This window comes from Variovorax sp. OK605 (assembly GCF_900115445.1).
In the GTDB taxonomy this organism is placed as follows: domain Bacteria; phylum Pseudomonadota; class Gammaproteobacteria; order Burkholderiales; family Burkholderiaceae_C; genus Variovorax.
This window is the reverse complement of the sequence record NZ_FOWL01000022.1, coordinates 1-13,265: the sequence shown is the minus strand read 5'-3', so window position 1 is coordinate 13,265 and position 13,265 is coordinate 1. Positions and strand designations below refer to the sequence as shown.

The 13,265-nt window shown below is 63.8% G+C and carries 12 protein-coding genes; 3 read left to right on the top strand and 9 right to left on the bottom strand.

Annotated features, from left to right (window positions below; genetic code table 11):
• Positions 1-6: 6 nt before the first annotated feature.
• Positions 7-876: a fumarylacetoacetate hydrolase family protein gene (locus BM013_RS35595; protein WP_093134236.1), complete on the bottom strand. Its 870-nt coding sequence runs from the start codon at positions 874-876 to the stop codon at positions 7-9.
• A 184-nt stretch (positions 877-1,060) separates the two neighbouring features.
• Between BM013_RS35595 and BM013_RS35590 the strand changes: the two genes are divergently transcribed.
• Positions 1,061-1,930 (top strand): helix-turn-helix domain-containing protein, encoded by an 870-nt coding sequence (locus BM013_RS35590; RefSeq protein WP_093134234.1) that lies wholly within the window; start codon positions 1,061-1,063, stop codon positions 1,928-1,930.
• 199 nt (positions 1,931-2,129) lie between these two features.
• Here BM013_RS35590 and BM013_RS35585 read toward each other — a convergent pair whose 3' ends face one another.
• The 4 genes from BM013_RS35585 to BM013_RS35570 all read right to left on the bottom strand — a co-directional run bounded on the left by BM013_RS35585 (position 2,130) and on the right by BM013_RS35570 (position 5,481).
• On the bottom strand, positions 2,130-3,203 hold the full coding sequence (locus BM013_RS35585) for a hypothetical protein (protein ID WP_093134231.1): 1,074 nt from the start codon (positions 3,201-3,203) through the stop codon (positions 2,130-2,132).
• Positions 3,200-4,204 (bottom strand): hypothetical protein, encoded by a 1,005-nt coding sequence (locus BM013_RS35580; RefSeq protein WP_256221844.1) that lies wholly within the window; start codon positions 4,202-4,204, stop codon positions 3,200-3,202. The genes BM013_RS35585 and BM013_RS35580 overlap by 4 nt, the downstream gene beginning before the upstream one ends.
• Before the next feature lie 112 nt (positions 4,205-4,316).
• Complete coding sequence (locus BM013_RS35575) at positions 4,317-5,039, bottom strand: hypothetical protein (protein WP_093134228.1); 723 nt, start codon at positions 5,037-5,039, stop codon at positions 4,317-4,319.
• A 169-nt stretch (positions 5,040-5,208) separates the two neighbouring features.
• On the bottom strand, positions 5,209-5,481 hold the full coding sequence (locus BM013_RS35570) for a hypothetical protein (protein WP_093134226.1): 273 nt from the start codon (positions 5,479-5,481) through the stop codon (positions 5,209-5,211).
• Between the two features lie 446 nt (positions 5,482-5,927).
• On the opposite strand from BM013_RS35570, the gene BM013_RS35565 reads away from it, so the two are divergent.
• Positions 5,928-7,196, top strand: a complete 1,269-nt coding sequence (locus BM013_RS35565; protein ID WP_093134223.1) for an HAD family hydrolase — start codon at positions 5,928-5,930, stop codon at positions 7,194-7,196.
• A 45-nt stretch (positions 7,197-7,241) separates the two neighbouring features.
• On the opposite strand, the gene BM013_RS35560 is transcribed toward BM013_RS35565, so the two are convergent.
• From BM013_RS35560 to BM013_RS35550, 3 genes are read right to left on the bottom strand one after another with little or no spacing between them, the layout of a single operon-like run.
• Entirely contained in the window at positions 7,242-8,711 is a 1,470-nt protein-coding gene (locus tag BM013_RS35560) for a cytochrome c (protein WP_093134220.1), read from the bottom strand.
• Complete coding sequence (locus BM013_RS35555) at positions 8,708-10,480, bottom strand: GMC family oxidoreductase (RefSeq protein ID WP_093134217.1); 1,773 nt, start codon at positions 10,478-10,480, stop codon at positions 8,708-8,710. The genes BM013_RS35560 and BM013_RS35555 overlap by 4 nt, the downstream gene beginning before the upstream one ends.
• 13 nt (positions 10,481-10,493) lie before the next feature.
• Positions 10,494-11,237 (bottom strand): gluconate 2-dehydrogenase subunit 3 family protein, encoded by a 744-nt coding sequence (locus BM013_RS35550; protein ID WP_093134214.1) that lies wholly within the window; start codon positions 11,235-11,237, stop codon positions 10,494-10,496.
• 177 nt (positions 11,238-11,414) lie between these two features.
• Between BM013_RS35550 and BM013_RS35545 the strand changes: the two genes are divergently transcribed.
• Positions 11,415-11,999, top strand: a complete 585-nt coding sequence (locus BM013_RS35545) for a peroxidase-related enzyme (protein WP_093134212.1) — start codon at positions 11,415-11,417, stop codon at positions 11,997-11,999.
• Between the two features lie 51 nt (positions 12,000-12,050).
• On the opposite strand, the gene BM013_RS35540 is transcribed toward BM013_RS35545, so the two are convergent.
• Positions 12,051-13,265 (bottom strand): phosphoethanolamine transferase (locus BM013_RS35540; RefSeq protein WP_093134466.1); only part of this gene is annotated, 1,215 nt, incomplete at its 5' end.

The window sequence follows — 13,265 nt, the reverse complement described above, 5'->3', positions numbered from 1 at the left end:
GACCCTTCAGACGAACTTGTTCTCGATGGAACCGAGCTGGTCGATCTCGACGCGCACCACGTCGCCAGCACTCAGGTAGCGCGGGGGGCTCATCCCCATGCCGACGCCGGCCGGCGTGCCAGTGGCGATGACGTCGCCGGGGTAGAGCGTTATTCCGCGCGAGATGGTTTCGACCAGCGTTGGAATGTCGAAGATCATGTTCTCCGTCGGCCCGTCCTGGCGCAGCTCGCCGTTGACCCAGCAACGCACCCGCGTCTTCGTGCCGTCGAACTCGTCAGCCGTGACGATCCACGGGCCCATAGGGCAGAAGGTGTCAAAAGACTTGCCCATGTCCCACTGCCCATGGCGCATCTGCACATCGCGCGCGGTCACGTCATTGACGACCGTGTAGCCGAACACATGTGACATCGCGGCGGCGCGCGTGATGTTCTTGCCCCCCTTGCCGATAACGACGGCCAACTCGGCTTCGTAGTCGATCTGCGTGGAAACCTCCGAGGGCACGAGCACATCGTCGTGCGGGCCCACCACGCACTCGGGCACCTTGGTGAAAACGATGGGCCACTCGTCGGTCTTGGCCGCGTTGTCCTTGAACACCGAGGCCGACAGTTCCTTGGCGTGCGCATGGTAGTTGCGCCCAACGCACCAGAGGTTGCGGCGCGGCTTGGGAAGCGGCGCATCCAGCACCACATCGCCAAGATTGACGGAGGGACCGGCGGCGTCCGGAAGCGAGCCGCCTTCGGCGAGGGACTCGATCAGCGTCAGCACGCCGCTGTCGGCTTGGGCCTGCGTGAGTTGCAGCGGGGTGACGGTCTTGCCGTCGGCGGAGACGAGACCGACCTTGCGGTGCCCTCCGCTCGTGAAAGTGGCGATGCGCATGAAGATTTGCTCCTGAGTTTTAGCGGTGCGCCAACTTTAAAAATTGCAAGCCCGATGCGCTTATCGGCCGATCTGACGGCGTATCGAATCGTCTGATGTGCTTCTAAGGACTTACCCGATGCGCCATATCGGTCGGGTGCGTGGAAAGGAACAATCGACGAAACGACCTCGATGAAGCACACAGATGCAGGAAGCCTATGCACTCCACGAAGGCGCGTTTGGCACAGCGATCGTCCTGGAGGCGAGCGCGAACCTGGTGTCGCACGCGCATTCGGAAACACAGCTCGCCCTCTGGCTGGGCGGCGCGCGTGCCTGCGCACACGTCGGCACGGAAGTCGTGCCTTACAGCGAGAGCGTGGCGTTGGGAGTGAACGCCTTCGAGGCGCACGACATGGTCCGCTTGGACGACAGCGGATCGAGCCTGTTCATCGTCTTCATGATCAAGAAGGACTGGCTAGACGAGCTTGGTCAAGCAAAGGACCGCAGCTTCCGGTTTCCCTCTCCGCGCGTGCCGATTCGCGACGCGCTGCGGCGCTCTTGCTGGCGAGTGCTGGACCTGATGATCTCCGCTGGCGCTGGACGCGAGCAGGTCGACAAGGAGGTGGAGCGCCTGCTGGAGGCCGCCATCGCCGCCTCCACGACGGGTGGAGAAGCAGCGCCCGCAGCGGGTGGTATCGGGGTAATGCTGGACCACCGTCTTCGCGCGGCCATTGCCCACATGCGGGCGCATGTCTCGGAGAAAACAACCATCGACGAGATCGCTGCCAAGGTCGGCCTGTCACGCGCGCATTTCTTCGCACTCTTCCGCGACCAGTTGCACACAACGCCGCAGGTGTTCTGGAGCGGGGTGCGTGTCGAAGAGGCAATGCGACGCGTCAGCGAGGGAGGAGAGCTTACGAACGTCGCGCTCGACCTGGGCTTTTCCGCTCCGGGAAACTTCTCCCGTTTCTTCAAGGAGCACACCGGGATTTCGCCATCGATCTTCAAGCGAGCCACACGCGCGCCGTCTCCTGTCACCGTCACAGGTATCCCGCGCGAGGGACAGCCCTTTTAGAAGCACTTCCATGCTTCAGGATTCATAGCACGCGAATGGCAAAGCGGTGACCAAAGCCGTCTTGGATCGCGAATCAGACGATGCCAGCGAATGGCCGTTCGTGGCCCGCCATCACTGGCGCCTATTTGTGCCGCTCCTCTCCATCGTCAAGTTCGAATTTCACCGCAATTCTCCTAAGATCCTTAATTAGGCAGATCCATCAACGCTGCCGCGCACTCGACAATTTAGGAGTCTCAGCCCGCATCGTAATTTCAGCCTTCGAGCCGCCAGCGCGACGGCGTTTCCATATCAAGCTGTCCGCCAAATAATGATGGAAATTCAAAACAAAGTGCGCGATAAGAATGGTAGGAATTCCCAGCCAAAGCAGGCTTTCGCCAACGCTGCTGGCTATGGCGTACAACACAGCCCCGCAAATTGCACACACCCCGAAGAATATTGCTGCAGGCTTCAGGCGAACAATCGATGAATATCGCTGCGTCGAAGTGAGCTCTGATTTCACTCCACTATTCTTTTGCTGCTGGCGGTACGCAAAAATCAAATATTGAATGTTGTGCCAAACATTGACCACCAACCATCCAACGGTAATGTCATCAATCCAGACATAAGCCACCAACGAAACCAATAGATGAGAAAATATAAAGCCGTTGAACAGTTCGTTTGCCGGCCCCGTGCCTTTGCAGCACCACAGGCGTGCAAGCCACCACAATGCACAGACGACGGCCGTAATTGAAATTCCAAGCACCAACTCCTGCGAGACAGGAGCCAGCCAGATTGGATATCCCAGAAAACTGGTGGGTGCCTGAGCGCTGCGATGCAGGTATCCCCACACAGGGAAGATATAGATCAGAAAATACGGCAGCCTTTGATAAGGCATCTGCAGCCGGTGATCGAAGCGCTTCGCTATTCCATGGCTTTGGCGGGCAACGTGAAACGCCTGCATCACAAAATAAAGGGCAAACAGCCCGGCCGTTTCATATGCAAGAACAATGAGGGTCAGGCCTGCCAATATCAACATGGGCGCGACAAAAATCAATACCCAGTGAGTTCTAATGCTTGACGAGATTGCGTGGATTCTCGTGTAGGTTGCGACGACATGGGGGTTGGCAAACAGCCATACATCGATATAAAGAATCGCCAGCATCATGGGGGCGGACCATGCTGCCAGCGCACCAGCTGAAAGCGCTGCAAACAAATTGCCAAAGATGAGCCAACGCTCCAGCCGTAGCGATGCGACCGCGATATTTCCGGACACGGGCTGCGTCTGAGCTGTCACGTCACGACCATGGGGACAGGCTTCGGGCGAGTCGATCCAAGGGGTGCCGATTTCATTGGCACTGAAAACCCGGAGCGGGGCCGCAGGGAGCGTTCGAGGTCGACCCGAATACTTTCATATGCCTTATCTCTGGCAGCCTGAAATCGAGACTCGAGGGTTGCGCGGTTCAAAACGCCAGACAAACCCGCTGGAGGAAGTTGCTGGTAAGGGTCGTAGTACTCGCTGATCTCGCAGGGGTAGCAATGCCCATCCGCATCGTATTGACTGCGGATGCTCACCTCATAAACCGCGCCACCCTCCTTGGCCGGGTCTATGGGAAAAATAAAAGTCAAATCGACCGTTGGAGCCTTTGGATCGATGTCGCGTTCAACGGGTACGAAGCCGGCATTTCGAAAGGCCTGAGAAATTCGCTCTTTGAGAGCCGGCAAGGTCATACCGACGTAGGAGTTGCCGAACAGGTTTTTCTCACCTTCCCACTGCGCCATGTAATTGAAGCCAAACGCGGGATCCAAATTATTGAGCCCGCGGGCTTCGATATTGACGTACGCTTTGTCGATTGCTGTCACCAGCTGCGTACTCAGATCATATTGCGCCATCCAGGGCAGCTCCTTAATTTCCGTCGCATTACTGACCTCTGCAAATCGCAGGAAGCAAGGGCTGCATCTTTTTTTGCCATCAAGTAGCGCATCTGTGGACACAAGAATTTTTGGCTTCAAGCCGATCTTCGGGTCGACATTCAAATTGAATTGAAAAATTGTTGCGCCATCCTTCCGATCCTCCGAAGAAACAAAAGAAAACCCTGAGTCCTGGAAAGATTTACGTACTTCTGCCTTGAATTCGGCAACACCGATATTCTTATATGCGGCAGCAGGAAAAGTAGGTCTTCCGATTTTGTAGCTTAGATCCAGAACACTTGACCGCCAGGATTGAGCGATTGAGGTCATTCCAGCCAGCAATAAAAATCCACCAATCAGAGCTCTTTTAACAAATATTTTCTTCATTATGTGTCTTTTGAAAAAATAAGATGGGGGCATGTTCAGCCGATCTTTTCAAATCCTGTTTCTACAGCGGCGCAACGAATGAGGCGATTGAATGGGCCGAAGGCCCAAGTGCTTAGCTTTGCGACGGCCCGGCATGTTCAAAGCGCCGTCTTTCCTCAACGGCCAATGCTCTTTTTCCAGCCTTCGCTGCTTGCGGATGCTTGTGTTCCGCGCACAGCACTGCAATTTCGCGCAATTTCTCATCAGGCCGTTTCTCTATTTCCATGGCAACAGCCTCGGAAATGAAGAAATTTTCGTGCGTCGCCGATTCACGCAGCAAATCCAGATCAAGCAAATCCAGCGACGGAATAACCTGCACAGCAAGATCCTCGTCCTCCGGCGATTCGAGCAACCGCCTGATAAGCGCCGTCAGGCCTTCCTGATCGGTCGCGGAGGGAGAAATTCGAGGATGAAGTTCCTCCACATCGCCCCCCCTCGCCCGGGCTTGCCTGGTCGCCTCAAGAAACGCCTCAACCGACCCAAAGACCACACGCGTGTCGCCGTCGTGATTCAGGTACAGAACCGCGCCGGCGAGCGGCGCGGCGGTCAGCAAGACGTGGTGGTTGCTTATGCCGGGGTCGTCCACCACGAACCCTCCAAGCAGCTTGAGCGTGGGGTGCGAGTGCATGTCTTCGTGCCAACGAAGAAGCTCGGCACCGACGAGCAGCGCGGTGCCCGAACAGTCCTCGCTTTCAATACGCGCGGCGTGCGCATGAAGCGCCTCCTGAACGTCGTGCAAGGCAGATGGCGAATCAGGTTCCAGCTGCCCGATCGGCTTGTCAAAAAGCGGCGGCATCGATCTCTCCCAAGTGTTTTCATGACTGCGTCGAAGCGAACCCCTGAACGTCAGGTGCCGGCCGATGGTACCCATCCGCGCGCTTTGCGTGGAACCATTTGGCGCGGATGGGAGATGACGCAAATGACAGGCCGCGAGCACCGCTACGGCCTGTCAAACCGGCCGTCAATCAGGGGCCGGTTTCAGGCGCCTTGCGTCGCGCCTTCTCGCTCAACTGAAACAGCTCGCCGGCCTTGCGTGCCAGTTCGGCTGCGAGCCACAGTAGGTTGTCCAGTTGCCGGGGCCCTTCACCGCTGCACCAGTCGATGTCTTCGCCGTGGCAGACCCACAGCAGGGATTCGAGTTGGGCGAGTGTGTTTTCGAGGAGGTCCGCCGGGTCCGTTGCGGTTCCGTCGGGGGAAGGTCCGGGCGAGCGAGGCCGGGCTATAGTCTTGGTAGCCATTTTTGTGCGTTCCTTTAGAGGTTGTTGCACGTCTTTGGTTAGACGGCCGGGGTGCTAGTTACACCCCGGCCGTCGCCTTTGATACCTCGCATCTGCATCGTTGCTTGAGCAGCACCGACAACCCGCCGCGAGGCACGCGGTTCTTCATTCATTCGTGCAGCTGCTGTGTGGTTGCTCCTTGCTTGCGCCCTTGCCGGCGCTTTGAGTGACAGGGCATTCACTGTAGATAAGAGCGCCGGCGTTGCAGACGCCGCGCACTCCACGCAGTCGCGATTCACGCCAACAAATACAGCTTCCGTCACGCGCCATGTGTGCTGTGGTCGGCATCCGCGCATGCCAACTCCCGAGCGCGCTGGCACGACTGATGCGTAGTTCCGCGCGGAACTGTCACAGGCGTTGCATACGCTCCGTGGCTCTCTTCAACAACGCACAACTACAGGGAACGCATGCAACGCCGTCTCGTCCTTCTCACCCCCATGGCCGCCGCGCTCGTCGCCGCCGGCTGCGCCAGCCTCTCGTCCGGTAAAGGCGCCGGCCTCGATGCGGGCCACTGGGACGCGTTCAACCGCGCGCAGATCGAAGGCCTGATCGCCAGCCAGGGCAAGGCCAGCCCCGGCTACAACGCGGCCAAGCCGCCGTATGTGGTGTTCGACTGGGACAACACCAGCGTCTTCCTCGACATCGAGGAAGCCTCGCTGATCTACCAGCTCGAGAACCTGGTCTTCGGCGCCACGCCCGCGCAGCTCGAGGTGGCGCTGCGCAAGAACATTCCGAAAAAAGACTTCCTGCCCGCGTACAACAACGCGGCCGGCCAGGCCGTGAACATCGACCGCGTGGTGCCCGACATCGTCGCCAGCTACACGTGGCTGTACCAGAACTACAAGGGCCTGAAGGGCGACCAGTCGCTGGCGGTGGTGGCGATGAGCCCGCACTACGGCGCCTTCATCACCAAGGTGCGCTACCTGTACGAAGCCATCGGCGACACCTTCGACCACGACACGGCCTACCCGTGGGTGACGTACCTCTTCGTCGGCATGACCGAGGCGCAGGTGCGCAAGCTCACGGCCGACACGGTGGCGTGGCAGCTGAAGGAGCCGGTCGCCAAGGTCAAGTGGACCTCGCCGGCCGCGCTGCCGGGCCGCGCGGGCGTGGTGTCTGTGAGCTGGAAGAACGGCCTGCGCCTGCAGCCCGAAATGCAGCAGCTCTATGCGGCTTTCCGCAACGCGGGCTTCGACGTGTGGGTGTGCTCGGCCTCGTTCGTCGACGTGATCAAGGAGATCTCCTCGAACCCGGCCTTCGGCTACAACAACCCGCCCGAGCGCGTGCTCGCGATGGAGCTGGAGCGCGACGCCAAGGGCGTGATCCAGCCCGAGTTCCGCCGCGGCTACGACCAGACGCAGGGGCCCGGCAAGACGAAGAACATCCGGCGCTTCCTGGTCTCCAGGTACGGCTACGGCCCGAGCTTCGTGGCGGGCGACAGCGAAGGCGACCAGAACATGATGGCCGACTTCCCCGACACGAAGAAGGTGCTGATCGTGAACCGCCTGCGCGATGCGAAGACCGACATCGGCAAGTTCTCGGCGCTGGCGGTGCAGAACCACGGCAAGGCCGACACGCGCTACCTGCTGCAGGGGCGCGACGACAACACCGGCGCATGGGTGGCCTCGCAGTTGCACACGCCGTTGGGCGCGTCGGCGGGCAAGGCGCTGAAGTAGCGGGCGGGCCCCGTCGGGCTCCGCCGTACTTCGGGCGCCTCAGCCTCAGGGGTTCTTCGCCACCACCGGCTTCACCGTGTCGCGCACCTTGGCCACCTGCGCGGCCGTCACGGCCTCGCCCTGGTTGCCCCAGCTCGAGCGCGCGAAACTCAGCACGCTGGCCACGTCGGCGTCGCTCAGGCGCCAGCCGAAGTCGGGCATGGCGATGGGCGATGGCGCCTTGGCGGTGCTGGGCATGGCCGAGCCGGCGAGCACCAGGCGGATCAGCGAGGTCGGGTCTTTCGCGTTCACCACGCTGTTGCCGGCCAGCGCCGGGAAGGTCTTGTCCGCGCCGGTGCCGTCGGAGCGGTGGCAAGCGTTGCAGTTGTTCAGGTAGACCATGGCGCCGCTGTTGCCTTCGACGGTGCCGTTGCGCAACGCGAGCGCGGTCGGGTGCTTGGGCGCGGCCGCCACCAGCGAGGCCGGGGATTGCGGAGACGACGGGGACGACGGGGACGACGGGGATGGCGGAGACGACGGGGAAGACGCACCCTTCGCATCGTCCTTCATGCCCAGCGACTGCAGGTACGCCGCCACGGCCTGCAGGTCCTGCGTGGACATGTGCTGCGTGCTGTTCTGCACCACGTCGACCATCGCGCCGAATGCTGCGGTGTGGCTGGTGCGCCCGGTCTGCAGGTACTGCACGATGTCTTCGGACGACCACTGCGCCATGGTCGGGCGGTCGGTGTGGCGCAGGGGTTGCGCATACCAGCCGTCGATGACCGCGCCGGAAAGAAAGAGCTCGCCCTTCCTGTCGCTGGCCGCCTTCACGCCGCCGAGCATGCTGCGCGGGGTGTGGCAGTCGCCGCAATGGCCCAGGCCCTGCACCAGGTAGGCGCCGCGGTTCCACTCGGCGCTGCGTGCGGTGTCGCTCTGGTACACGCCCTTGTCGAGGTAGAGCCAGTTCCAGCCGATCATCAGTCCGCGCATGCTGAAGGGCCATGGCAGGTCGGTGGCCGGCGGCTTCTGCGCGACAGGCTGCACGCCGCCGCGAAAGAAGGTGAAGAGCGCGTGCATGTCCTCGTCGTTCACGCGGGCGAACGACGGGTACGGCATGGCGGGGTACAGGCGGTGGCCGTCGCGGGCCACGCCTTCACGCAGCGCGCGGGCGAACTCGGCCTCGGTGTAGGCGCCGATGCCGGCCTCGGGGTCGGGCGTGATGTTGGTCGACACGATGGTCCCGAACGGCGTCTTCATCGGCAGGCCGCCGCCGAAGGCGGGCTTGCCCGGCGCGGTGTGGCAGCTGACGCAGTCGCCGGCACGCGCGAGGTAGCGGCCGCGCTCCAATACGGGGTCGGCCGGGGCAGCAGGCGCGGCAGGCGCGGCTGCCGGCGTTGCATTGGCCACGGGCGCGGACGCCGGTGCCGCCGCGGGTGTGGCCGCCGGTGCCTCGGCCTTCTGCGCCACGGCCCAGGCCCCGGCGCACAGCAGCACCACGGCCGCGGCCACGCCGCCATACAGGCGTCGCGCGCTCATGCCAGCGCTCCCGGGTTCTTCAGGTACTGCTCGCGGATGGCCTTGGCCGACCAGTACGCCAGCGCACCCACCATGCCGGTCGGGTTGTAGCCGAAGTTCTGCGGGAAGGCGCTGGCGCCCATCACGAACACGTTGGGCACGTCCCACACCTGCAGGAAGCGGTTCACGGCGCTGGTCGAGGGGTCGGTGCCCATGGGGGCGCCACCGGTGTTGTGGGTCGACTGGTAGTAGCGCACGTCGTAGTGAGCGCCGGCCTTCTGGAAGTTCATCTTCAGCTGCTTGGGCCCCATGGCCCTGGCGATCTGCTCGACCTTGGTGCCGATGAACTGCGTCATCGCGAGGTCGTTGGCCTTCCAGTCGAAGGTCATGCGCAGCAGCGGCTGGCCGTGCACGTCCTTGTAGGTCGGGTCGAGGTCGAGGTAGTTGTCGCGGTAGGCCATCACCGAGCCCTGGCTGCCCACGCCGGCCTGGTAGAGGTAGTTTTCCTTCGCGGCCTTCTTCCAGCCCGCGCCCCAGCTCGGCGTGCCGGGCGGCAGGCTCAGCTGCTGGATCGGGCGCCCGCCGGTGTTGATGCAGTTGATGCTGGCGCCGCCCACGAAGCCCGCCGGGCCGTGGTCGAAGTTGTCGCCGTCGAAGTCGTCGATGACGGTGCCGCTGGCGCCCGCGCCGACGAAGGGGTTCATCGGCTGGTCCTTGTCGAAGAACAGGCTGGCGCCGCCGTTGAGCTGGTAGGCGTAGTTGCGGCCCACCACGCCTTCGCCGGTGGCCGGGTCGTACTTCTTGCCGATGTTCGACAGCAGCAGCAGGCGCACGTTGTGGAACTGGTAGGCGCACAGCACCACCAGGTCGGCGGGCTGCTCGACCTCGTTGCCTTCGGCGTCCACGTAGGTCACGCCGGTGGCGCGCTTGCCGTCGGGCGACATGTTCACGCGCAGCACGTGCGACCTGGTGCGCAGCTCGAAGTTGGGCCGCTTCATCAGCACCGGCAGCAGCGTGGTCTGCGGCGAGGCCTTCGAATACATGTAGCAGCCGTAGCGCTCGCAGAAGCCGCAGAAGTTGCACGGCCCGAGCTGCGCGCCGTGCGGGTTGGTGTAGGCGCGCGAGGCATTGGCCGCGGCCTGCGGGAACGGGTGGTAGCCCAGGTCGCGCGCGGCCTTCTCGAACAGCCGGGCGCTGTTGACGGAGGCCAGCGGCGGCAGCGGGAATTCGTTGGCGCGCGCGCCTTCGAACGGGTTGCCGCCGGCCTGGATCTGCCCGCCGATGTTGCCGGCCTTGCCCGAGGTGCCGCAGATCTTCTCGAACTGGTCGAAGTGCGGCTCCAGCTCGTCGTAGCTCACGCCGAAGTCCTGGATGGTCATGCCTTCGGGAATGAACTTCTTGCCGTAGCGCTCTTCGTAGTGGCTGCGGATGCGCAGGTCGCTCGGCAGCGCGCGCCAGTGGTGGCCGTTCCAGTGCACGCCCGCGCCGCCCACGCCGTCGCCGGGCAGGAAGGACGCGAGCTGCCGGTACGGCACCGCGATCTCGGCCGGCGTGTGGCGGATGGTCACGGTCTCGCGCGAGAGGTTCTGGAACAGCTTGCCGCGGATGCCGTAGCTCAGCTCGTCGGTGATGCGCGGGTAGGCGAAGTCGGGTTGCGTGTCGCGGTTCTCGCCGCGCTCCAGCGCCAGCACCTTCAGGCCGGCGGCGGTGAGCTCCATGCCCATGATCGCGCCGGTCCAGCCGAAGCCGACCAGCACCGCGTCGACACCGGGTTTCTTGATGTTTGCCATGGTGTGCGCGCCCTCAGCCCTGCGGCCCGGCGATGCTCACCGGCGGCAGGTTGTACTTGACGCCGGGCCGGTCGACCCAGTCGGCGTAGTCGGCGCGCGCGCCGGGAAAGCCGATCATCTTCCACGCCGCGGCGTTCTTGTTGCCGCCGTGGATGGGGTCGCTGAAGTAGCCCTCCTTGGTGTTCTGCAACAGGAAGCCGAAGAAGTCGGTGGCGCCCACGCCGTCGAGCATGACGCTGCCGGCCTCCAGGCCCTTGAGCACGTCGTCCTGCTGCGCCGCGGCGAGCTGCGCGAAGGGCTTGTCGCCGAACTGCTTGCGGCAGTAGGCGTCGGTGGCGGCAATGCCCGCGCGGTACACCTCGCGCGGCGGCATCTTCTTCTGGTAGCCGAACAGCGGCGACACCTCGATGAACGGGCCCTGCATGTACCAGGTGGCCGCATGGCCGAAGGCGCCTTCCATCTGCCGGTCGATGAACTCGGGCACGCCCGCCTCGATGGCGCCGGGGCCCGCGTCGTCGGACGGAATCAGCCGCGCGACCGCGGCCTGCACGAAGGCCCACTCGGTGGCGTTGAAGTACACGGGTGTGTAAGGAGCGTTGGGCGTGCCGGGGCTGGTTGCGGGAGCGGGCGCCTTGGCGGCGGTCTGCGCCAGCGCGGCACCGGTGACGCCACCGGCGCCGAAGGCCGTGGCGGCCGGCACGATGGCGATGGACCGGCGCAGGAATCCCCGCCGGTCGGAATACGACACGTCTTTCATCGCGTTGTGTGCGGCAGCGGGCCGCGTGTTGTTGTGCGAGCCTTCATCATCGCGACCACGCGCGCCGTGTCTTGTAGGAAAGTGTCTTGCCTATGATGGAAGCCGCCTCGCGCCTTTCAGACCGCTTTCAGGGCGCTTTCAGCCAACCGACGAATCAACGACCAGACCGGAGACGCCATGACGACGACCACCCGCTACCCGCTCGCCGAACTCGAGAACCTGCCCGAGGACATCCGCACCGCGATCCTTGCCGTGCAGGAGAAGGCGGGCTTCGTGCCCAACGTGTTCCTGGGCCTGGCGCGCCGCCCGGCCGAATGGCGCGCCTTCTTCGCGTACCACGACGCGCTGATGCTCAAGGAAGAAGGCTCGCTCACCAAGGGCGACCGCGAGATGATCGTCACCACCACCAGCGCGGCCAACCAGTGCCTGTACTGCGTGGTGGCGCACGGCGCGCTGTTGCGCATCTACGAGAAGAAGCCGCTGGTGGCCGACCAGGTGGCGGTGAACTACCGCAAGGCCGACATCACGCCGCGCCAGCGCGCCATGCTCGACTTTGCGATGAAGGTCTGCGACCGCTCGCACGAGATCGACGACAGCGACTTCGCGCCGCTGCACGCGCACGGCTTCGACGACGAGGACATCTGGGACATCGCGGCCATCACCGCCTTCTTCGGCCTGAGCAACCGCCTGGCGAGCTTCAGCGGCATGCAGCCGAACCACGAGTTCTTCCTGATGGGGCGGCTGCCCCGCGAGAAGAAGTAGCCGGTACCCCATGGCCCGAGCGCTCGGGGGACCGAGCGCCCAAGGCCCTGCTCAACCCTTGGCGCGGCAGGCGGCCAGCGCGTCCAGCGCGGGCTTGTAGGTGGGCGTGGTCACGTCCATCACGCCCAGCACCGTGTGGTACAGGTTGTCGTGCGTGAGCGGTGCGTCCAGCCCCGCCTCCATGCACGAGCGCGAGAGCTTGCGCCGCGCGTTCATGCCGTCGCTGAACCACGTGACCATGGGCACGTGCTTCTGCGCCTCGGGCGCGAAGCTGTACGGCACGCCGTGCAGGAACAGCCCGTACTCGCCGAGCGACTCGCCGTGGTCGCTCACGTACAGCAGCGCCGGGTCGTAGCTCTTGGACTGGGCCTTGAGCCAGTCGATGGTCTGGCCCAGGAAGCGGTCGGTCTGCACGATCGAGTTGTCGTACACGTTGAGCAGCTCGGCATGGCCGCACTCGGCCAGCGCATTGGTCTTGCACTCGGGCTGGAAGCGCTTCACGTCGGGTGCGGAGCGCTTGTAGTAGGCCGGCCCATGGCTGCCCATCTGGTGCATGACCAGCACCACGCCTTTGGCGCGGCGCTCGGCGGGCAGCGCGGCAATGCGCTCGTCCAGGCCCTTGAGCATCACGTCGTCCAGGCACTCGTCGCCGTCGCACAGCGCCTTCTTGGTGGCCGCGTCGAGCCCGTCGAAGGCCGATGCATTCGGGATGCGCGCGCACACGCCCTTGCAGCCGGCCTGGTTGTCGAGCCAGAACACGGCCAGCCCGGCGGCCTGCAGCACGTCGACCAGGGTCTCGTAGTCGTCGTTGCGCGACTCGTAGCCCTGCTTGCCCAGCGGCGAGAACATGCACGGCACCGAGGCCAGCGTGTTGGTGCCGCAGGAGTGCACGTCGCGGTAGCTCAGCACCCCGCGCCTGGCGAGCTCGGGCGTGGTGTCGCGGGCGTAGCCGTTCAGCGCGAAGTGGTCGGCGCGCGCCGTCTCGCCCACCACCAGCACGAACAGCGGCGGCTTGGCCTGCGCCGCGTAGCTCGTGCCCAGCGCGGTGCCGGCGGTGATGGAGATGAGCTTGCCGCTGCGCTTGAACAGCGGCTTGATGAACAGCGAGCCCGTGGAGTACAGCGTCGCGATGGGGTTCATCATGTAGCGCAGGTGCACGTTGTTGCGCATCAGCGGCGCCAGCTCCCGGTTCATGGACACGGCCGCCCCCAGCGCCACGGCCACGGCCAGCAGCAGCAGCGCGGCATTGCGCCAGAGCTTGGACAG